General features: G+C 67.5%; 20 protein-coding genes. 7 read left to right on the top strand and 13 right to left on the bottom strand.

Features of this window, described 5'->3' with window-relative positions:
- Nucleotides 1-20: 20 nt before the first annotated feature.
- Complete coding sequence (locus AC1DGW_RS03445; protein WP_478019399.1) at nucleotides 21-575, bottom strand: ECF-type sigma factor; 555 nt, start codon at nucleotides 573-575, stop codon at nucleotides 21-23.
- A 144-nt stretch (nucleotides 576-719) separates the two neighbouring features.
- On the opposite strand from AC1DGW_RS03445, the gene AC1DGW_RS03440 reads away from it, so the two are divergent.
- The 3 genes from AC1DGW_RS03440 to htpG all read left to right on the top strand — a co-directional run bounded on the left by AC1DGW_RS03440 (nucleotide 720) and on the right by htpG (nucleotide 5,596).
- Nucleotides 720-2,756: a YadA-like family protein gene (locus AC1DGW_RS03440; protein ID WP_478019397.1), complete on the top strand. Its 2,037-nt coding sequence runs from the start codon at nucleotides 720-722 to the stop codon at nucleotides 2,754-2,756.
- A 201-nt stretch (nucleotides 2,757-2,957) separates the two neighbouring features.
- Complete coding sequence (locus AC1DGW_RS03435; RefSeq protein ID WP_478019395.1) at nucleotides 2,958-3,404, top strand: globin domain-containing protein; 447 nt, start codon at nucleotides 2,958-2,960, stop codon at nucleotides 3,402-3,404.
- Nucleotides 3,405-3,697: 293 nt separating this feature from the next.
- On the top strand, nucleotides 3,698-5,596 hold the full coding sequence (htpG, locus tag AC1DGW_RS03430) for a molecular chaperone HtpG (RefSeq protein WP_478019393.1): 1,899 nt from the start codon (nucleotides 3,698-3,700) through the stop codon (nucleotides 5,594-5,596).
- Between the two features lie 136 nt (nucleotides 5,597-5,732).
- Here the strand turns inward: htpG and AC1DGW_RS03425 are convergent, their stop codons facing one another.
- Nucleotides 5,733-6,032 (bottom strand): hypothetical protein, encoded by a 300-nt coding sequence (locus AC1DGW_RS03425; RefSeq protein ID WP_478019391.1) that lies wholly within the window; start codon nucleotides 6,030-6,032, stop codon nucleotides 5,733-5,735.
- A 111-nt stretch (nucleotides 6,033-6,143) separates the two neighbouring features.
- Between AC1DGW_RS03425 and ftsY the strand changes: the two genes are divergently transcribed.
- The 3 genes from ftsY to AC1DGW_RS03410 all read left to right on the top strand — a co-directional run bounded on the left by ftsY (nucleotide 6,144) and on the right by AC1DGW_RS03410 (nucleotide 8,832).
- Complete coding sequence (gene ftsY, locus AC1DGW_RS03420; protein WP_478019389.1) at nucleotides 6,144-7,379, top strand: signal recognition particle-docking protein FtsY; 1,236 nt, start codon at nucleotides 6,144-6,146, stop codon at nucleotides 7,377-7,379.
- A 100-nt stretch (nucleotides 7,380-7,479) separates the two neighbouring features.
- Entirely contained in the window at nucleotides 7,480-8,526 is a 1,047-nt protein-coding gene (mutY, locus tag AC1DGW_RS03415; RefSeq protein ID WP_478019387.1) for an A/G-specific adenine glycosylase, read from the top strand.
- 30 nt (nucleotides 8,527-8,556) lie between these two features.
- The gene (locus AC1DGW_RS03410; protein WP_478019385.1) at nucleotides 8,557-8,832 is read left to right on the top strand and encodes an oxidative damage protection protein; all 276 of its coding nucleotides are present in this window, start codon (nucleotides 8,557-8,559) and stop codon (nucleotides 8,830-8,832) included.
- Between the two features lie 59 nt (nucleotides 8,833-8,891).
- Here AC1DGW_RS03410 and AC1DGW_RS03405 read toward each other — a convergent pair whose 3' ends face one another.
- The 10 genes from AC1DGW_RS03405 to AC1DGW_RS03360 all read right to left on the bottom strand — a co-directional run bounded on the left by AC1DGW_RS03405 (nucleotide 8,892) and on the right by AC1DGW_RS03360 (nucleotide 15,995).
- Nucleotides 8,892-9,356 carry a DUF6491 family protein gene (locus AC1DGW_RS03405; protein ID WP_478019383.1) on the bottom strand — a complete coding sequence of 155 codons (465 nt, stop codon included), beginning with the start codon at nucleotides 9,354-9,356 and terminating at the stop codon, nucleotides 8,892-8,894.
- Between the two features lie 134 nt (nucleotides 9,357-9,490).
- Nucleotides 9,491-10,372, bottom strand: a complete 882-nt coding sequence (locus AC1DGW_RS03400; RefSeq protein ID WP_478019380.1) for an ATP-binding cassette domain-containing protein — start codon at nucleotides 10,370-10,372, stop codon at nucleotides 9,491-9,493.
- On the bottom strand, nucleotides 10,365-11,606 hold the full coding sequence (locus AC1DGW_RS03395; protein WP_478019378.1) for a lipoprotein-releasing ABC transporter permease subunit: 1,242 nt from the start codon (nucleotides 11,604-11,606) through the stop codon (nucleotides 10,365-10,367). Before AC1DGW_RS03395 ends, AC1DGW_RS03400 begins: the two co-directional genes overlap by 8 nt.
- A 44-nt stretch (nucleotides 11,607-11,650) precedes the next feature.
- Nucleotides 11,651-12,079, bottom strand: a complete 429-nt coding sequence (locus tag AC1DGW_RS03390; RefSeq protein ID WP_478019375.1) for a hypothetical protein — start codon at nucleotides 12,077-12,079, stop codon at nucleotides 11,651-11,653.
- A complete protein-coding gene (locus tag AC1DGW_RS03385; protein WP_478019373.1) occupies nucleotides 12,030-12,284 on the bottom strand; it encodes an FAD assembly factor SdhE in 255 nt (84 codons plus the stop codon). Before AC1DGW_RS03385 ends, AC1DGW_RS03390 begins: the two co-directional genes overlap by 50 nt.
- Before the next feature lie 110 nt (nucleotides 12,285-12,394).
- A complete protein-coding gene (locus tag AC1DGW_RS03380) occupies nucleotides 12,395-13,180 on the bottom strand; it encodes a succinate dehydrogenase iron-sulfur subunit (RefSeq protein ID WP_478019371.1) in 786 nt (261 codons plus the stop codon).
- Between the two features lie 18 nt (nucleotides 13,181-13,198).
- Nucleotides 13,199-14,989, bottom strand: coding sequence for a succinate dehydrogenase flavoprotein subunit (sdhA, locus tag AC1DGW_RS03375; protein WP_478019369.1), 1,791 nt, complete (start codon nucleotides 14,987-14,989; stop codon nucleotides 13,199-13,201).
- Between the two features lie 3 nt (nucleotides 14,990-14,992).
- Entirely contained in the window at nucleotides 14,993-15,376 is a 384-nt protein-coding gene (gene sdhD / locus AC1DGW_RS03370) for a succinate dehydrogenase, hydrophobic membrane anchor protein (protein WP_478019367.1), read from the bottom strand.
- A complete protein-coding gene (gene sdhC / locus AC1DGW_RS03365; RefSeq protein WP_478019365.1) occupies nucleotides 15,373-15,768 on the bottom strand; it encodes a succinate dehydrogenase, cytochrome b556 subunit in 396 nt (131 codons plus the stop codon). Before sdhC ends, sdhD begins: the two co-directional genes overlap by 4 nt.
- A gap of 53 nt (nucleotides 15,769-15,821) precedes the next feature.
- Nucleotides 15,822-15,995: a DUF1674 domain-containing protein gene (locus AC1DGW_RS03360; protein WP_478019363.1), complete on the bottom strand. Its 174-nt coding sequence runs from the start codon at nucleotides 15,993-15,995 to the stop codon at nucleotides 15,822-15,824.
- A 39-nt stretch (nucleotides 15,996-16,034) separates the two neighbouring features.
- Here AC1DGW_RS03360 and ygfZ point away from each other — a divergent pair, with 39 nt between their 5' ends.
- Nucleotides 16,035-16,895, top strand: a complete 861-nt coding sequence (ygfZ, locus tag AC1DGW_RS03355) for a CAF17-like 4Fe-4S cluster assembly/insertion protein YgfZ (protein ID WP_478019361.1) — start codon at nucleotides 16,035-16,037, stop codon at nucleotides 16,893-16,895.
- 64 nt (nucleotides 16,896-16,959) lie between these two features.
- On the opposite strand, the gene AC1DGW_RS03350 is transcribed toward ygfZ, so the two are convergent.
- On the bottom strand, nucleotides 16,960-18,054 hold the full coding sequence (locus AC1DGW_RS03350) for an ABC transporter ATP-binding protein (RefSeq protein WP_478019357.1): 1,095 nt from the start codon (nucleotides 18,052-18,054) through the stop codon (nucleotides 16,960-16,962).
- Between the last annotated feature and the right edge of the window lie 216 nt (nucleotides 18,055-18,270).

Below are 18,270 nucleotides of genomic sequence, written 5' to 3'. Positions count from 1 at the left end.
GGCCAGCGTGTTCCCGCCGGTCATGCGCCCAGCTCCATCTGCAGGAAGGCCTGGGCCTTGCGCCAGTCGCGGCGCAGGGTACGGTCGGTCACGCCCAGGATGGCCGCGGTTTCCTCTTCGTTATAACCGCCGAAGTAGCGCAGCTCGACCATGCGGGCGCAGCGCTCATCGATCTTCGCCAGCCGGCTGAGCGAATCATCGAAGGCGATCAGATCCTCCAGCGGTCGCGCCTGGTCCCCCAGCCCGGTCGCAAGCGTCACCATGACGCCATCACGCTTGCCGGCGCCTGCATCGCGCGCCAGGTTCGACAGCACCTGGCGCATCGCGCTGCAGGCCAACCCCATCAGGTGGTGGCGGTCGTTCGCCGGCGTCGCCTTGTCCGTGCACAGCTTGAGATAGGCCTCGTTGACCAGCACGGTGGTCTCCACCGCCCGCCCGCGCCGCCGCAGCTGGCTGTGGGCCAACCGTTTCAGCTCCTCATAGGCGGCGGCATAGGCCTGCTGGAACCCGCGGGCGTCTCCGTCGCCGGCACGGGCCAGCCAGAAGGTAACCGACTGCGGTGCTTCGTGATCCATGGGAATCCCCATCCCCGGTGATGGGGGATTCTGACGCCCGCGGGCTTCCGTGGGCAACTGCATGTCCGGTTTCCCGGAGTTCCCGGGTATGGCTTGGGTTGAGGCGATCAGAACGCCCCTTCCAACCACTACAGGAGACCACCCATGAACCGCTTCAATCACAAAAAAAGTCGCAATTCCCGCCGCATGCGACCGCTCGCGCTCGCGCTGGTTCCGCTGCTGTCCGCTATCGCGCTGCCGGCACTGGCGGAGGACACCTGGACAACGACCTGCTATCTCGGCAAAAGCACAAACAACATGTGGTGTTACTACGAAACCTGGGATGCATCCATGCACTGGGGGTCATTTGCGACCGGTAGTAACTATGCCACTGCATTCGGTAACGATAGCCACGCAGCTGCGCTCAAAGCAACAGCCTATGGCGCCTACGCGTACGCAAACAAGACATTCACGACCGCAGTCGGCGCAGACAGCACAGCCAATGGCATCGCCGCCTCCGCCCTCGGCTACAACGCAAAAGCCAACAGCGATGACGCAACCGCCATCGGCGCAAGTACCGTGGCCAATGCCGGCGGCACCGGCGTGGGCACAGGCGCCAAGGCCTACGGCGTGAGCAGTTCCGCATTCGGCAACATCAGCCAGGCCAGCGGCGCCGGCAGTGCCGCATTCGGTTACGCCAGCCATGCCAGTGGCGACCACGCGGTGGCCATCGGCGATACCGCCAAGACCACCGCGGCCGGGGCTCTTGCGCTGGGCTACAAGGCGAATGTCTCGCAAGTCGCCGCCATCGCAATCGGCACCAGCGCCGACGCCAGCGGAATCAATGCCATCGCGCAGGGCTGGCTGGCGAATGCATCCGCCGAAAAGAGCATCGCACTGGGCGTGGCCACGAAATCCACGGGAATGTATGCGTCCGCGTTCGGCTACAAGGCAAATGCGGTCGGCCAAGTGAGCATCGCCGCAGGTGCGGAGGCGGAAGCCAGCCAGGCCAATGCGTCCGCGTTCGGCAGCAAGGCGCGCGCCAAAGCTGAGAATACCGCCGCCATCGGCACCAACTCCCTTGCGGAAGGCACGGATTCGATTGCACTCGGTGCAAGCGCACATGCCAACAATCAGGGCAGCATCGCGATCGGCAGCGGCACCAGTGCCACCTTCTTCAATTCCGTTGCGCTGGGCTACGGCGTCGCTACGACCCGCAACGGCCAGTTCAAGCTGGGCAATGCCGACAACGCGCTCACCGTTGCCGGCATCGCCAACGGCAACGCATTCCAGTCCGGCGCGCTGAAGATGGTCACCACCGACGCCAACGGCAACTTCGGCGTGGCCGACTTCCCGGCTGGCGGCGGCGCAATGCCTGATCTTTCGCTGATCGCGCTGGCCTTCGGCGGCGGCGCGGCATGGAACAACGGCACATTCACCGCGCCCACCTTCGCCATCCAGGGCACGAACTACAACAACGTCGCGGCCGCATTCGCCGCCGTGGACAGCAAGCTGACCGCCTTGACCGGCCAGGGCGGCGTGGCGGGACCGGCCGGACCGCAAGGCCCAGCAGGCCCACAGGGACCGGCAGGCCCAACCGGACCGCAAGGCCCGCAGGGGCCGGCCGGAAATGGAACTGGCAGCGGAACCGGCGACAGCACCGACGCCCTTGCCGTGCACTACGACGACGCCTCGAAATCCACGATCACCCTCAGCGGCGACGGCACGCAGATCAAGGGCGTCGGCAATGGCGTCGATCCCTTCGATGCGGTGAACGTGCGGCAGATGAACACCGCCGACGCCACCACGCTGACCTCCGCCAATGCCCACGCCGACGCCGGTGACACCGCCACGCTGACCTCGGCCAAGGGATACACCGACCAGAAGTTCGCCCAGGCCGTCGCCGCGCCGATGCAGGCCATCGACGCCCTGCGCTCGGACATGGACTGGCGTTTCCGCCAGACCGACCGCCGCATCGACAAGCAGGGCGCGATGAGCGGTGCCATGGCCGGCATGGCGATGAACACCGCCGGCCTGCCCGGCCAGAACCGCGTGGGCGTGGGCTTCGGCGCCCAGGGAGGCCAGGCGGCCATGGCCATCGGCTACCAGCGCATCGTCAACAACCGCGCCAGCGTGTCCATCGCCGGCGCCTTCGGCGGCGGGGAAAAGAGCGTCTCGGCCGGCGCAGGCTTCAGCTGGTAAGCGGCACGCGCACGGGCCGCACACACGGCCCGTGCGCGGGTGCCGGCACTGTCCGGCACAGTCCCGGCCCCTGCATGAAACAGGCGCGCCCATGCGCGAGACCCCAGTGCCGGGCGTGCCCACCGCTTCCTTCCGTCCCCACGACGGCTTTCTTCCGGCCAGCAAACCGGGAGCAGGCCTCCTCTCGATGAAAGGTTTCCCATGCATTCCGATCCAACTGCTTCATTCCCTGTATTCGATCCATCGCGGATCGCACGCATGCGCATGCAATACGCGCACCTCGGTGAAAACGTGGATGGCTTCGCCGCCGACTTCTACGCCCGGCTGTTCGAACTGGCACCACAGGTGCGCCCGCTGTTCGCAGCCGATCTTGTTGCCCAGGGCCGCAAGCTCGCTGCCAGCCTGGGCCTGCTGATAGCCAGTCTCGACAACCCGGAGCGTCTGGTCGGGCCGCTGGCGCAGCTCGGCCGCAGGCATTCCAGCTATGGCGCAGAGCACGGACACTTCGCGGTGGTCGGCCAGGCCTTGCTGGAAACCCTGGCTGCGCGCCTTGGCGATGACTTCGATACCGGAAGTGCCGACAGTTGGAGCCGAGCCTATCAGTGCGCCGCTGGAATGATGCGGGCGGGAATGCGCCAAGCCACCTGAACCGGGCCCGTTTTGACTCCAGGCCTGCGCCGCCTACCTGTAGGGGCGACATGGGACAGGAGTCGGCAGGGCGCTCCGGCGCCCTGTTTTTCTGCTGTAGGCGTGCCGTCGACGCCGGGGCCACCCTGGCATTCTCCGATGCGATATCCATGCGATGCAGGCCCGACGTGGGCACCCGCGCCACCGATATCCTGAGCATGCCCACGACCACCGGCCTTGAAATCCGCCGCCCGGCCCACATCCGTGGGCCATCGGCCGTTTGCGGCCAGGCAACCCATGGAGCGAACCCGACGATGACCGCCGAAGCCCACAAGGAAACCCGCGGTTTCCAGACCGAGGTGAAGCAGCTGCTGCACCTGATGATCCATTCGCTGTACTCGAACAAGGAAATCTTCCTGCGCGAGCTGGTCTCCAATGCGGCCGACGCCGCCGACAAGCTGCGCTTCGAGGCGCTGACCCGGCCGGAGCTGCTGGAAGGCGACAGCGCGCTGCGCATCCGCATCGAGGCCGACCCGGCCGCGCGTACCCTGACCATCGACGACAACGGCATCGGCCTGAGCCGCGACGAGGCCGTCGCGCACCTGGGCACCATCGCCAAGTCGGGCACCGCCGACTTCCTGAAGAACCTGTCCGGCGACCAGAAGAAGGACGCCAACCTGATCGGCCAGTTCGGCGTCGGCTTCTATTCGGCCTTCATCGTCGCCGACCAGGTCGACGTCTACAGCCGCCGCGCCGGCCTGCCGGCCAGCGAGGGCGTGCACTGGTCCTCGCGCGGCGAAGGCGAATTCGATGTCGAAACCATCGACAAGCCCGGGCGCGGCACCCGCATCGTGCTGCACCTGAAGGAAGGCGAGGAAGGCTTCGCCGATGGCTGGAAGCTGCGCAGTCTGGTCAAGAAGTACTCCGACCACATCGGCCTGCCGATCGAACTGCTCAAGGAAGCGCAGGACGAACAAGCGCCGGCCGCACCGGAATGGGAGGCGGTCAACAAGGCCAACGCGCTGTGGACCCGCCCCCGGTCCGAGGTCGCCGACGCCGAATACAACGAGTTCTACAAGCACATCGCCCATGACTTCAGCGACCCGCTGGCGTGGAGCCACAACAAGGTCGAGGGCAAGCTGGAATACACCTCGCTGCTGTACACACCCGGCCGCGCGCCGTTCGACCTGTACCACCGCGACGCGGCCAAGGGCCTGAAGCTGTACGTGCAGCGCGTCTTCATCATGGACCAGGCCGAACAGTTCCTGCCGCTGTACCTTCGCTTCATCAAGGGCGTGGTCGATTCCAGCGACCTGCCGCTGAACGTCTCGCGCGAGATCCTGCAGTCCGGTCCGGTGATCGACTCGATGAAGTCGGCGCTGACCAAGCGCGCCCTGGACATGCTGGAGAAGCTGGCCAGGGACAAGCCCGAGGACTACCAGCGCTTCTGGAAGGAATTCGGTCAGGTGCTGAAGGAAGGCCCCGCCGAGGACTTCAACAACCGCGAAAAGATCGCCGGCCTGCTGCGCTTCGCCTCCACCCACGGCGGCGACGGCGAGCAGAACGTCGCGCTGGCCGACTATGTCGGCCGCATGGTCGAAGGCCAGGACAAGGTCTACTACCTCACCGGCGAGAGCCACCTGCAGGTCAAGGACAGCCCGCACCTGGAAGTGTTCCGCAAGAAGGGCATCGAAGTACTGTTGATGACCGACCGCATCGACGAGTGGCTGATGAACTACCTGCACGAGTTCGACGGCAGGTCGTTCGTGGACGTGGCCCGCGGCGACCTGGACCTGGGCACGCTGGATTCGGAGGAAGACAAGAAGGCGCAGGAGGAAACCGCCAAGGCCAAGGAAGGGCTGGCCGCGCGCATCAAGACCGCGCTGGGCGAGGACGTGGCCGAAGTGCGCGTGTCCCACCGTCTGACCGATTCGCCGGCGATCCTGGCCATCGGCGAACAGGACCTCGGCCTGCAGATGCGGCAGATCCTCGAGGCCAGCGGCCAGAAGGTGCCGGAGAGCAGGCCGGTGTTCGAGTTCAATCCGGTGCATCCGCTGATCGGGAAACTCGACGCCGAACCCGACATGGACCGCTTCAATGACCTGGCGCGCGTGCTGTTCGACCAGGCCGCGCTGGCTGCGGGCGACGGCCTGAAGGACCCGGCCGCCTATGTGCGCCGGCTCAACAGGCTGCTGCTGGAACTGTCGGCCTGAGGCCTTCCCGTAGGAGCGCACTTCAGTGCGCGATGGGGCTTTCCATTTGAATCCCCGCACATGGATGTGCGGGCTGTTGCAGAGGGATCTGCGTGCAAGCCCCCATCGCGCACTGAAGTGCGCTCCTACGGGGTATTCACGCGAACGCGTCGAACAACGTCCCCAGCATCTCGTTGCTGCGCCGGATCACCACCGCGTTGGCGGCGAAGGCCATTTCATAGGTCCGGGCCGCCAGCAGGTCGGCGACCATGTCCGGGGCTTCCCCGCCTGTCGTCACCTGCGCGCTGGCGCCGCCGCCGGGAATGGTCTGCACGGCCAGCACCTGCCGCGGCCCCACCGGCTGTACCGGTTGCACGGCAATGTTCTGCGCGGCCACGCGTACGCCCATCACGGCTACGCGCATGCCGGAGGCGGCAATGGAGGAAATCGCGTTCATGCCACCGTATCGGCCCGGAACACGCCGGCTTTAGCTGTTTCACGGCCCCTGCAAACCGGTCGGCGCCAGCGCCGGTGGTAGCATGTGCCCCTGCCCCGGTTTTTCTCATCCATGCTCAGTTTTTTCCGTCGCAAGAAGCCCCAGGACACCCCTGCGGTCGGCAAGCCCCCGCAGTTCAGCGCCGAGGAGCTGACCTCCGCCGTCCCCTCGCCCGCCGAACAGCCGGCCGCGGCCCTGGAGCCCGCCGATACGGCTCCCGTCGACAGCGGGAAGCCGGCGGCTGAACCCACTCTGCTCGAACCCGCCCTGCCCGAGCCGGCCTCCTTCGAGCCCGTCGCGGCCATCGCCGGCCAGGATGAAGCCCTGGCGGCCGTGCCGGAAAGCGATGCAGACCTGATCCCCGCCAATGCTGCACCAGCGGCCCCGGCCGGAAAGCCCGGCTGGCGCGACCGCCTGCGCAACAGCGCCTTCGCCCGCAGTTTCGGCGGCCTGTTCTCGCGCAATCCACGGCTTGACGACGACCTGCTTGACGAGATCGAGACCGCGCTGTTGACCGCCGACGTCGGCGTTCCCGCTACCACCGCGCTGGTCGAAGACCTGCGCAGGCGCATGAAATCGCGCGAGTTCGCCGACGCCAACGCCCTGCTCGCCGCGCTGCGCGCCGACCTGATCGCCCTGCTGCAGCCGGTGTCCAGGCCACTGGTCATCGACGGCGACGCCAAGCCGTTCGTGATCCTCACCGTCGGCGTCAACGGCGTCGGCAAGACCACCACCATCGGCAAGCTGGCCAAGCGCTTCAAGGACCAGGGCCACAGCCTGATGCTGGCCGCCGGCGACACCTTCCGCGCCGCCGCCGTGGCGCAGCTGCAGGTGTGGGGCGAACGCAACGGCGTGGCGGTGATCGCCCAGGGCCAGAACGCCGATGCCGCCTCGGTGGCGTTCGACGCGCTGCAGGCCGGCAAGGCGCGCGGCACCAGCGTGCTGATCGCCGACACCGCCGGCCGCCTGCACACCCAGGCCGGGCTGATGAACGAGTTGAGCAAGATCCGCCGCGTGCTCGGCAAGATCGACGACACCGCACCACATGAAGTGCTGATGGTGATCGACGGCACCACCGGCCAGAACGCGCTGAACCAGCTGCGCCAGTTCCATGCCGCCGCAGGCGTCACCGGCCTGGTGGTGACCAAGCTGGATGGCACGGCCAAGGGCGGCGTGGTGTTCGCGCTGGCGCGCGAGTTCGGCATCCCGATCCGCTTTGCCGGCATCGGCGAGCGTCCGGAAGACCTGCGCGTATTCGACCCGGAAGCGTTCGTCGATGCGTTGCTGCCCGAAGCGCTGGGCGCCTGACATCTTCGTAGGAGCGCACTTCAGTGCGCGATCGGGCTTTATCGGGAAAGCTCCATCGCGCACTGAAGTGCGCTCCTACCGCTTTGGAACCGTTGCCCGCATGAGCCCGCCCGCCCACCTCCTTCTCGACTGGTTCGACCAGCACGGCCGCCACGACCTGCCCTGGCAGCATCCGCGCACGCCATACCGGGTGTGGCTGTCGGAGATCATGCTGCAGCAGACCCAGGTCGCCACGGTCATTCCCTATTTCCAGCGCTTCGTGCAGTCGTTCCCGACCCTGCCCGATCTGGCGGCGGCCGACAACGACACGCTGATGGCGCATTGGGCCGGGCTGGGCTATTACGCCCGGGCGCGCAACCTGCATGCCGCCGCCGGACGCTGCGTCGAGCGGCACGGCGGCGACCTGCCGCGCGACCTGGACGCCCTGCTGGCGCTGCCCGGCATCGGCCGCAGCACCGCCGGCGCCATCCTCAGCCAGGCCTGGAACGACCCGTTCGCGATCCTCGACGGCAACGTCAAACGCGTGCTGACCCGCTACCACGGCATCGCCGGTTACCCGGGCCTGCCCGCCATCGAGAAGCAGCTGTGGGCGCTGGCTGCGCAGCACGTGGCGCATGTGCCGCACGGGCGCATGGCCGACTGGACGCAGGCGCAGATGGATTTCGGCGCCACGCTGTGCACCCGTGCCAACCCGGCCTGCATCCTGTGCCCGCTGCAGGAAAGTTGCGCGGCGCATGCGCAGGGCCTGGTGGATTCACTGCCCACGCCCAAGCCCAGCAAAGTGCTGCCCGAACGCGAGGCCAGCGCCCTGCTGCTGGAAGACGCGCAAGGCCGCATCCTGCTGTGCAAGCGCCCACCCACCGGCATCTGGGCCTCGCTGTGGACGCTGCCGCAGGCCGAGACCGACGCCGGCCTGCGCACCTGGTTCGCCGGCAACATCGAGGGCGACTACGACGGCGCCAGCGAACTGCCGCCGATCGTCCACACCTTCAGCCACTACCGCCTGCACCTGCAGCCGCTGCACCTGCGCAAGGTCGCCCTGCGCCCGCGGGTGGGCGACAATGACGACCTGCGCTGGGTCGCCCGCGCCGACCTGCCCTCGCTGGGCCTGCCGGCACCGATCCGCAAGCTGCTCGACCGCCATTGAGGCGGCCCGCTCCATCGACAGGAACACCGCATGCCCCGCTCCGTCTTCTGCCAGTACGAACAACGCGAAACCGAAGGCCTGGACTTCGTGCCCTACCCCGGCGAACTGGGCCAGCGCATCTTCGCCAACGTCGGCAAGCAGGCCTGGGCGGCGTGGCTGGCGCACCAGACCATGCTGATCAACGAGAACCGGCTCTCGCCGCGCGACCCCAAGCATCGCGCGTTCCTGGAAGAAGAGCTGGTCAAGTTCCTGTTCGGCGGCGGTGCGGAAAAGCCGGCCGGCTACGTCGCACCCGAAGCCCCCTGAACGACAAGGGCGGGCGCTGCCTTCAGCCGCCCCCCCCTTCCTGCCCTGCCGCTGCGGCGTTATTTGCCGCCGTTGGCCTGGTCCTCGGCACGCGCCTCGACCTTGGCATCGCGCAGCTCCTTTTCCGAAGCCCGCAATGCCTTCACGTCCAGCGGCTGGATGGTGTCGATCCGGCACGGTATCGGCGCCATGCCCGGATTGCCGCCGCGCACGATCACGCGGTCGAACTTCGCCGATACCCGGCCCATCATGCTGGTCACCCCGATCGCCGGCGCATAGGAAAGATCCATGCACGGGCCGCCCAGGCTCAGCAGCCAGGCTTCGCTGGGCTTGGTCCAGACCGCCAGCGCGCTGTCGCCTAGCTCGGTCCAGCCGTTGAGGGAACCGAAGTACTGGAAATCCCGGACCGGCGCACCGGCATGGGCCCGATACAACTCCAACCGTTCGCTGCTGGAAAGCTTGCCGGTGGTGGCGCAGCCGGCCAGTGCTGCCGCGGCGAATAGAGCAATTGCCAGACGTTTCACGACACACCTCCTGTTCGGGAATACGCCGTCATCTTGCACCGCGCCCCGTGAGGCGCAAGCGACAGTCCGGCGCCTGTTCAGCCGGCGTGCCGGATCGGAACCGACACGCCCCACGTCGGGAGACCGGGTCCCGGTCAGACCTCGGCAGGGTCCAGCGGATACAGGCGGGCGCCACGCAGTTCCAGCACCCGGTCCAGCTTGCGGGCCAGGCTGCGGTCGTGGGTCACCAGCACCAGGCTGGTGCGATGCCTGCGATTCAATTCCAGCATCAGTTCGAACACCGTCGCGGCGGTTTTGTCATCGAGGTTGCCGGTGGGTTCGTCGCCCAGAACGCAGGTGGGGTTGTTGACCAGCGCACGCGCCACGGCGGCGCGCTGGCGCTCGCCGCCGGACAGTTCGCCGGGCTTGTGCTGCAGGCGATGCCCCAGCCCCACGGCCTCCAGCATCTCGGTCGCCCGCCGACGGGCGGCGGCGACCTTTCTTCGCCCGATCCAGTACGCGACGAGCCCCTTCCCCAGCAGCCCGGCCAGCAACAGGCCCAGGGCAAGCCACAGGAAAATCCAGTACCCGCTCCTGACCGACGCCAGCGTGGCGAAGCAGACAAGCGCCACGCAGGCTGCCACCCAGCCGCGCCTGTAATCACGGCCGCCGTCCTCGCCCAGCAACAGCGGCATCATCACGTTTTCCAGCGCGGTGAATTCCGGCAGCAGGTGGTGGAACTGGTAGACGAAGCCCAGCGAACTGTTGCGCAGGCGCCCGCGCTCGGCATCGGACAGGGCCGACATCTTCTGCCCCGCCACATAGACCTCGCCCGCGCTGGGCGTATCCAGCCCCCCGAGCAGGTGCAGCAGCGTGCTCTTGCCGGCCCCCGAAGCGCCGACGATCGCTACGGTCTCGCCCGCCCGGATGTCCAGCTCCAGCCCGTCGAACACCGGCGTCTGCATGCGTCCTTCGGCGTAGGTCTTGGCCAACCCTTCGGCGCGGATCACCGATTCCATGCTCGCGTTCTCACTCATAGCGCAGCGCCTCCGCCGGCTGGGTGCGCGCCGCGCGCCAGGCCGGATACAGCGTTGCCAGGAAACTCATCAGCAGCGCCACCGCGGTGATCACCACGATGTCGCCGGTCTGCATGTCGGTCGGCAGGCCGGTGATGTAGTACACGTCCTCCGGCAGCAGCTTGATGTTGAAGGCCGACTCGATCAGGCCGAGGATGCGCTCGAGGTTGAGCGTAAGGCTGATGCCGCCGATCACGCCGGCCACCGTGCCCATCAGCCCGATCAGGCTGCCCTGCACCATGAACACCTGCATCACCCCACCCGGCGTCAGCCCCAGCGTGCGCAGGATGGCGATGTCGGCCTGCTTGTCGGTGACCAGCATCACCTGCGAGGACACCAGGTTGAACGCGCCCATGGCCACGATCAGCGACAGCAGGATGCCCATCACCGTCTTTTCCATGCGCAGCGAGTGGTAGAGGTTGGCGTTCTCCTGGGTCCAGTCGCTGACCCGGTAATAGCCTTCCAGGTTCAGGGCAAGGTCGCGCGCCACGGTATAGGCCTGGTCCATGTCGTGCAGCTTCAGGCGCACGCCGGTCACGCCGTCCACGCGCAGCACCCGCTCCAGGTCCTGCATGTTGACGAAGGCCACGCCGCGATCGACTTCGTTGGAACCGGCCTCGAAGATGCCGCTGACCTTGAAGCGCTTGGTCCGCGCCATCGCGCCGACCGGGGTGCCCTGGATCTCGGCCAGCGTCGCCACCACGCTGTCGCCCACGTCCACGCCCAGCCACAGCGCCAGTTCCTTGCCGAGCAGGATGTTGAACTCGCCCGGCTGCAGGCTGTCCAGCGAGCCCTTCTGCATCTTCTCACCCAGCACCGACACCTTCGGCTCCAGCGCCGGATCGACGCCCTGCACGATCGCGCCCTGCACGCGTGGGCCGGCGAGCATGCCCTGGATCTCGATGTAGGGTGCGGCGCCGGCCACGCGCGGGTCGCGCATCGCCACGTCCACCGCGTGCTGCCAGTTGCTCATCGGCTCCCCATCGGCGCTGACGGTCGCGTGGGCCGACATCTGCAGCAGTCGGTCGCGGATTTCCTTCTGGAAACCGCTCATCACCGCCAGCGTGGTGATCAGCACCGTCACCCCGAGCGCGATGCCGAGGATCGATGCCATGGAGATGAAGGAGATGAAACCGTTGCGGCGCTTGGCCCGCAGGTAACGCAATCCGATTGCGACGGGTAAGGGTCTGAACATGCGCGTGTGCCGGTGGAGTGGCGCCATGTTGCCATCCCCGCCCGCTAACGGGAAACGGCGCTGACGCGCACGGCCAGTCGCAGTTCACGTCGCCGTGCGCGCGGCAGCGTATCCGGCCAGAACAGCAGCTGGCCGCACCGCTTCCCCATGCGCCAGCGCAGCACCAGCAGCGGGCCGCGTTCCAGCAGTTCCAGCGCGTCGATCGCCACGCCATCCAGGCTGGCCGGCACCGGTGCCGGCGGAACCAGCAGTTGCCGGGCCGGCTGGCGCAGCCCGCGGCGCGCCATGCGCAGGCCCCAGCATGAACCAAGCAACGCCGCCGGCCATGCGACAGGCCGTTCGAGTTCGCAGTTCAGCAGCGCGACGGCGCCCAGCAGGCCGAGCAGCAGCAGGGCGCCGGCCTGCCAGCGCGAGGGCCGCCACTCACAGCGGAAGGTCGCGGATGTACTCCAACAGGGTTGCCTGCTGCGCATCGGGACAGGCCTCGTAGCCCATGGACCAGCGCCACAGCTTGTCGTCTTCGGTTTCCAGCAACTGCAGGAAAACCGCGCGTTCGGCTGTAGGCGCCTGTTCCCAGCGCTGGTCGAGATAGCGGCCGAACAACTGGTCCAACTCGCGCATGCCGCGTCGGCAGCGCCAGCGCAGCTTCTTCAATTCGATTTCGTCTTCGGGGCTCATCGCTCACCTGCCGATGCCACGACCTCGCCGTGGCGGAAACGAAAACGGCACCGGCCCGAAGGACCGGTGCCGCCATGACCGCGATGCAGGGCATCGCGGGAGCCGGCGCATCAGGCGCGGCGCGCCATCATCAACTTCTTGATCTCGGCGATCGCCAGCGCCGGGTTCAGCCCCTTCGGGCAGGTCCGGGCGCAGTTCATGATGGTGTGGCAACGGTACAGCTTGAACGGATCTTCCAGATCGTCCAGGCGCGCACCTGTGTCCTCGTCGCGCGAGTCGATGATCCAGCGGTAGGCCTGCAGCAGGATCGCCGGGCCCAGGTAACGCTCGCCGTTCCACCAGTAGCTCGGGCACGAGGTCGAGCAGCAGGCGCACAGGATGCACTCATACAGGCCGTCGAGCTTCTTGCGGTCTTCCGGCGACTGCAGGCGCTCACGGTCCGGCGGCGCCGGGGTCTGGGTGCGGATCCACGGCTTGATCGAGGCGTACTGCGCGTAGAAGTGGGTCAGGTCCGGCACCAGGTCCTTGACCACTTCCATGTGCGGCAGCGGGTAGATCGGCACCTCGGCCTTGGCGCAGTCGCTGATGGCGCGGGTGCAGGCCAGCGTGTTGGTGCCGTCGATGTTCATCGCGCACGAACCGCAGATGCCTTCGCGGCAGGAGCGGCGGAAGGTCAGGGTCGGATCGATCTCGTTCTTGATCTTGATCAGCGCGTCCAGAACCATCGGCCCGCACGCATCGAGGTCTACCTCGTAGGTGTCGGTACGCGGGTTCTGGTCGTCGTCCGGGCTCCAGCGGTAGATCTTGAAGGTACGCAGGTTCCTGCCGCCGGTCTTGGCGGGGAAGTGCTTGCCCTGGGTGATCCGGGAGTTCTTCGGGAGTGCAAATTCAGCCATGTTCGTAGGTTCCCCGGATCAGTAGACGCGCGGCTTGGGTGGCACGACGGCGACATCGTCGGTGAGCGTGTACATGTGCACCGGACGGTAGTCGAAGCTGCACTTGCCCTTGTCGTCGACGCTGACCAGCGTGTGCTTCATCCAGTTGGCGTCGTCGCGCTCCGGATAGTCCTCGTGGGCATGCGCGCCACGGCTTTCCTTGCGCTGCTCGGCCGAGTTGATGGTGGCCACGGCGTTGAGCAGCAGGTTGTTGAGCTCGTAGGTCTCGATCAGGTCCGAGTTCCAGACCAGCGAGCGGTCGGACACCTTGACGTCCTGGAACGAATCGAACACCTCGGCCATCTTCTCGCAGCCCTCGGCCAGCGTCTTGCTGGTGCGGAACACGGCGGCGTCGGCCTGCATCGTGCGCTGCATGCGGTCGCGGATGACGGCGGTCGGGGTGTCGCCATTGGCGTGGCGCAGCTTGTCCAGCAGGCCCAGCGCCTTGTCGCAGGCGTCGGAACCCAGGGTCTTGTGCGGCGCGCCCGGCTTGATCGTCTCGGCGCAGCGGTTGGCCACGGCGCGGCCGAACACCACCAGGTCGAGCAGCGAGTTGGAGCCCAGGCGGTTGGCGCCGTGCACCGACACGCAGGCGGCCTCGCCGATGGCGTACAGGCCCGGCACCACCGCGTCGGGGTTGTCGCCGACCTTGCGCACCACTTCGCCGTGGTAGTTGGTCGGGATGCCGCCCATGTTGTAGTGCACGGTCGGGATCACCGGGATCGGCTGCTTGTGCACGTCGACGCCGGCGAAGATGCGCGCGCTCTCGGCGATGCCCGGCAGCTTCTCGTCGATCACGCCCGGGCCCAGGTGGGTCAGGTCGAGCAGGATGTGGTCCTTGTGCTCGCCGACGCCGCGGCCTTCGCGGATCTCGATGGTCATCGAACGCGACACCACATCACGCGAGGCCAGGTCCTTGTAGTGCGGCGCGTAGCGCTCCATGAAGCGCTCGCCGCTGCTGTTGCGCAGGATGCCGCCTTCACCTCGGACACCCTCGGTGATCAGGCAGCCGGCACCATAGATGCCGGTCGGGTGGAACTGCACGAACTCCATGTCCTGCAGCGGCAGGCCGGCGCGGGCCACGAGGCCGCCGCCGTCGCCGGTGCAGGTGTGCGCCGAGGTGGCGCTGAAGTAGGCGCGGCCGTAGCCGCCGGTGGCCAGCACCACGCCGTGGGCACGGAACAGGTGCAGGGTGCCCTCGGCCATGTCCAGCGCCAGCACGCCGCGGCAGACGCCCTCTTCGTCGAAGATCAGGTCGAGTGCGAAGTACTCGATCATGAACTGCGCGTTGTGCGCCAGCGACTGCTGGTACAGCGTGTGCAGCATGGCATGGCCGGTACGGTCGGCGGCGGCGCAGGTGCGCTGCGCGGACGGGCCTTCGCCGTACTTGGTGGTCATGCCACCGAACGGACGCTGGTAGATCTTGCCGTCCTCGGTGCGGCTGAACGGAACGCCGTAGTGCTCCAGTTCGATGATCGCCGGAATCGCCTCGCGCACCATGTACTCGATGGCGTCCTGGTCGCCCAGCCAGTCCGAGCCCTTGATGGTGTCGTAGAAGTGGTAGCGCCAGTCGTCCTCGCCCATGTTGCCCAGCGCGGCGGAAATGCCGCCCTGCGCCGCCACGGTGTGCGAGCGGGTCGGGAATACCTTGGTGATGCAGACGGTCTGCAGGCCCTTCTGGGCCAGGCCGAAGGTCGCGCGCAGGCCGGCGCCGCCGGCGCCGACGACCACCATGTCGACCTTGTGTTCAGTGATGTTGTAAGCGGACATGTATCAGTTCCCAAGCGCGACGCGGGCGACCGCGAAGATGCTGACGATCGCGCCGAGCACGGCGACGAACTTGACCGTGGTCTGCAGTGCCAGCGCCATCAGCGAGTTGTGGATGTAGTCCTCGAGCACGACCTGCAGGCCGAGCTGCGCGTGCCAGAACATGGCGACCAGGAAGCCGACCAGTGCGATCGCGTTCCACGGCTTGGCCACGGCGGTGACGGCGGTGACATAGTCGGCGCCGATCAGGCTCAGCACGAAGCACAGGAACCACAGGGTCAGCGCGACCAGCGCGGTGGCGGTCAGGCGCTGGTGGATGAAGTGCATGGTGCCGGACTTGGCGCTGCCCAGGCCGCGTGCGTTCTTCAGGGGGGTGCGGAAATTGCTCATGCGGCGCCTCCGAAGCAGCAGACGTAGGCCCAGACCAGCGCGGTGATGACCAGCGAACCGATCACCGACAGCCAGCTGCTGCGGATGAAGGCCGGCTTGCTGTAACCGATGGCGAAGTCCTGGATGATGTGGCGCAGGCCATTGCACAGGTGATAGGCGAAGCACCAGGTCCAGCCGAACAGGATCACCTTGCCGTACCACGCGCTGGCGTGGGTGGTGAAGCAGTTCCAGGACTCGGGGCCCATCATCAGGGCGAGCAGGCCGCCGGCAATGATCAGGGCTCCGACGGACAGAACGATGCCGGTGGCTCGATGCAGGATCGAGGTGGCCATCTGGATCTGCCAGCGATACACCTGCAGGTGCGGAGAAAGGGGGCGGGGTCTGTTCGCCATTCGCTGACTCGTTATCTCGGCTGGGCGGCGGTTGCCGCGTTGGCTGACGCTGCTCAGAAATCGATGCAGCGACCGTTTTTCTCCCAATCGCCGTAACGCACCGGATCAAGTCCGCCGCGTCCGCCGATTTCCTGCGGTACCGATCCGGCATCGGGAAGCGGCTGCTTCTCCGGTTCCGGCAGGGCTTCGGTTCCGTCCTCGGGAGTGGGGGTTGTTTGGCCTATCATGATCGGTCTCGCAACGCACAAATTTTAGTCCCCGTTCACGTGTCTGACAACCTCGCCCCTCTTTTCAGCGGTTTGCGCACACTGCGCCAGCCCCAGGTGCTGGGCCTTTCCGGCCCGGATGCGGTCGCTTTCGCCCAGGCCCAGTTCGCCAACGACGTGCCGTCGCTGGCCGATGGCCACTGGCAATGGAACGCCTGGCTGACCGCCAAGGGGCGCGTGCTGGCGGTGTTCCAGCTGCTGCGGCTGGACGCCGAACACCTGCTGCTGGTCTGCCACGACGGCGGCACCGAGGCGATGGCTGAACAGCTGCGGCGCTTCGTGTTCAGGCGCAAGGTGAGCCTGGCGCCTGCCGGCACGCTCTCCGTCGAGGCTGCTTTCCAGACGCCATCCCTGGCCCGCGGCACGGCGCTGGCCCGCCTGGAGGACGGCGCCATCGAGCTGGACGTCGGCAATGCCGCGCATCCGCGCACGCTGCGCCTGGTCGAGGCCGGCAGCGCGCCTTGCGAGGAAGCGGCGGAGCTGGCCTGGCGCCAGTCCGACCTGCGCTTCGGCCTGCCTCGGCTGGACGATTCGCAGCGCGAACAGTGGACGCCGCAGCAACTGGGCCTGGATCGCCTGTCGGCCTACAGCGTGAAGAAGGGCTGCTACCCCGGCCAGGAAATCGTGGCGCGCACCCATTTCCTGGGCAAGGCCAAGCGCTCGCTGGTGCTGCTGCACACCGACGCCGCCAGTACGGCCGGCGACGCAGTGACACAGGCCGGCGCCAGCGTCGGGGTCGTCGCCAGCAGTGCCGGCGTGCTGGCACTGGCCGTGCTGCCGCTGGGCCTGGCCGATGACGGGCTGGAAGTGGGCAACGGAAAGGCCAGACGCCTGGACCTGCTCGACGGACTGGCGCGCTGATGCGGCTGTCCACCGGCAGCAGCCTCCCGCCTGTCCGGCTTCCCGGTACCGCGTAGCAGGTCCGCTACGCGCCGGACTCCAGGCGCAGGCCGCTGGCCGCGTCGAAGAAATGCAGGCTTGCGGACGCGACCGCCACACCGATCCTCTCGCCCACCGCAGGCAGCGCCTGCGGCGGCACCCGCATCACCAGCGGCCGCGCGCCAAGGCGCAGATTCACGAACATCTCGTTGCCGACCGGCTCGATGCTCTCGATGACCGCCGCGAACGCCGTTTCGCCACCCGCCGGCTGCAGGTGTTCCGGGCGGATGCCGACCACCACCTCGCGCCCCGACCAGTCCGGCGCAATCGGGGGACGGCCGAGCGGGATCCGCTCCCCTTCGCCCATGCCCAGTTCGAACCGCCCGTCCGCCGCGACCTGCAGCCGCCCCCGCAGCGTGTTCATGGCCGGGCTGCCGAGGAAACCGGCGACGAACAGGTTGGCCGGCCGCTCGTACAGCGCCATCGGCGTGTCGATCTGCTGGATCGCGCCGTCGTTGAGCACCACGATGCGTTGCCCCAGGGTCATCGCCTCGACCTGGTCGTGGGTGACGTAGATCATCGTCGTGCCCAGCTTGCGGTGCAGCTGCGCGATCTCGGTCCGCACCGAATGGCGCAGCTTGGCATCGAGGTTGGACAAGGGCTCGTCCAGCAGGAACACCGCCGGCTCGCGCACCAGCGCGCGTCCCAGCGCCACGCGCTGGCGCTGGCCGCCGGACATCGCCCGCGGCAGTTTGTCGAGCATCCCGTCCAGCCCCAGCATGTCGGCGGCGGCCTGCACGCGGCGGGCCACCTCGGCCTTGTCGTACCCGCGCAGCTTCAGGCCGAAGGCGAGGTTCTCGGCCACGGTCATGTGCGGGTACAGCGCGTAGTTCTGGAACACCATGGCGATGTCGCGGTCCTTCGGCGCTACGTCGTTGACCACGCGCCCGCCGATGGACAGCGTGCCGGCGCTGATCTCTTCCAGCCCCGCCACCATCCGCAGCAGGGTGGACTTGCCGCAGCCCGATGGCCCCACCAGCACCATCAGCTCGCCGTCGGCGATCCCGAAACTGGCCCCGTGCACGGCGACCTGGCCGTTGTCGTAGACCTTGCGCACCTCGTCGAACCGCACGTCCGCCATCGCCTGCCTCATTCATTCCGATCGCGCCACGGCGACCGGCGGAGTGGATGACGGCACCTGCCGCCAACGCCCTCGGGACGACCGCTCCCGAATACGAATACAGTGGAAACATTCTGCCACGCAAACGTTTTCCCATGGCACCATCAACGGCTCGCGGCAGCGCCCCGTGCAAGCCCATGCCGGCCTGCCTCCTCGCGCCCGGGACGCACTCCCTTC

The organism is Stenotrophomonas sp. 05N423 (assembly GCF_056397145.1).
This window is presented reverse-complemented; position numbering and strand designations above follow the sequence as displayed.

Coding starts and splice junctions, on each gene's coding strand:
- AC1DGW_RS03445 (WP_478019399.1), bottom strand. CDS start 575: ATGGATCACGAAGCACCGCAGTCGGTTACCTTCTGGCTGGCCCGTGCC.
- AC1DGW_RS03440 (WP_478019397.1), top strand. CDS start 720: ATGAACCGCTTCAATCACAAAAAAAGTCGCAATTCCCGCCGCATGCGA.
- AC1DGW_RS03435 (WP_478019395.1), top strand. CDS start 2,958: ATGCATTCCGATCCAACTGCTTCATTCCCTGTATTCGATCCATCGCGG.
- htpG (WP_478019393.1), top strand. CDS start 3,698: ATGACCGCCGAAGCCCACAAGGAAACCCGCGGTTTCCAGACCGAGGTG.
- AC1DGW_RS03425 (WP_478019391.1), bottom strand. CDS start 6,032: ATGAACGCGATTTCCTCCATTGCCGCCTCCGGCATGCGCGTAGCCGTG.
- ftsY (WP_478019389.1), top strand. CDS start 6,144: ATGCTCAGTTTTTTCCGTCGCAAGAAGCCCCAGGACACCCCTGCGGTC.
- mutY (WP_478019387.1), top strand. CDS start 7,480: ATGAGCCCGCCCGCCCACCTCCTTCTCGACTGGTTCGACCAGCACGGC.
- AC1DGW_RS03410 (WP_478019385.1), top strand. CDS start 8,557: ATGCCCCGCTCCGTCTTCTGCCAGTACGAACAACGCGAAACCGAAGGC.
- AC1DGW_RS03400 (WP_478019380.1), bottom strand. CDS start 10,372: ATGAGTGAGAACGCGAGCATGGAATCGGTGATCCGCGCCGAAGGGTTG.
- AC1DGW_RS03395 (WP_478019378.1), bottom strand. CDS start 11,606: ATGTTCAGACCCTTACCCGTCGCAATCGGATTGCGTTACCTGCGGGCC.
- AC1DGW_RS03390 (WP_478019375.1), bottom strand. CDS start 12,079: ATGCGCAGCAGGCAACCCTGTTGGAGTACATCCGCGACCTTCCGCTGT.
- AC1DGW_RS03385 (WP_478019373.1), bottom strand. CDS start 12,284: ATGAGCCCCGAAGACGAAATCGAATTGAAGAAGCTGCGCTGGCGCTGC.
- AC1DGW_RS03380 (WP_478019371.1), bottom strand. CDS start 13,180: ATGGCTGAATTTGCACTCCCGAAGAACTCCCGGATCACCCAGGGCAAG.
- sdhA (WP_478019369.1), bottom strand. CDS start 14,989: ATGTCCGCTTACAACATCACTGAACACAAGGTCGACATGGTGGTCGTC.
- sdhD (WP_478019367.1), bottom strand. CDS start 15,376: ATGAGCAATTTCCGCACCCCCCTGAAGAACGCACGCGGCCTGGGCAGC.
- sdhC (WP_478019365.1), bottom strand. CDS start 15,768: ATGGCGAACAGACCCCGCCCCCTTTCTCCGCACCTGCAGGTGTATCGC.
- AC1DGW_RS03360 (WP_478019363.1), bottom strand. CDS start 15,995: ATGATAGGCCAAACAACCCCCACTCCCGAGGACGGAACCGAAGCCCTG.
- AC1DGW_RS03350 (WP_478019357.1), bottom strand. CDS start 18,054: ATGGCGGACGTGCGGTTCGACGAGGTGCGCAAGGTCTACGACAACGGC.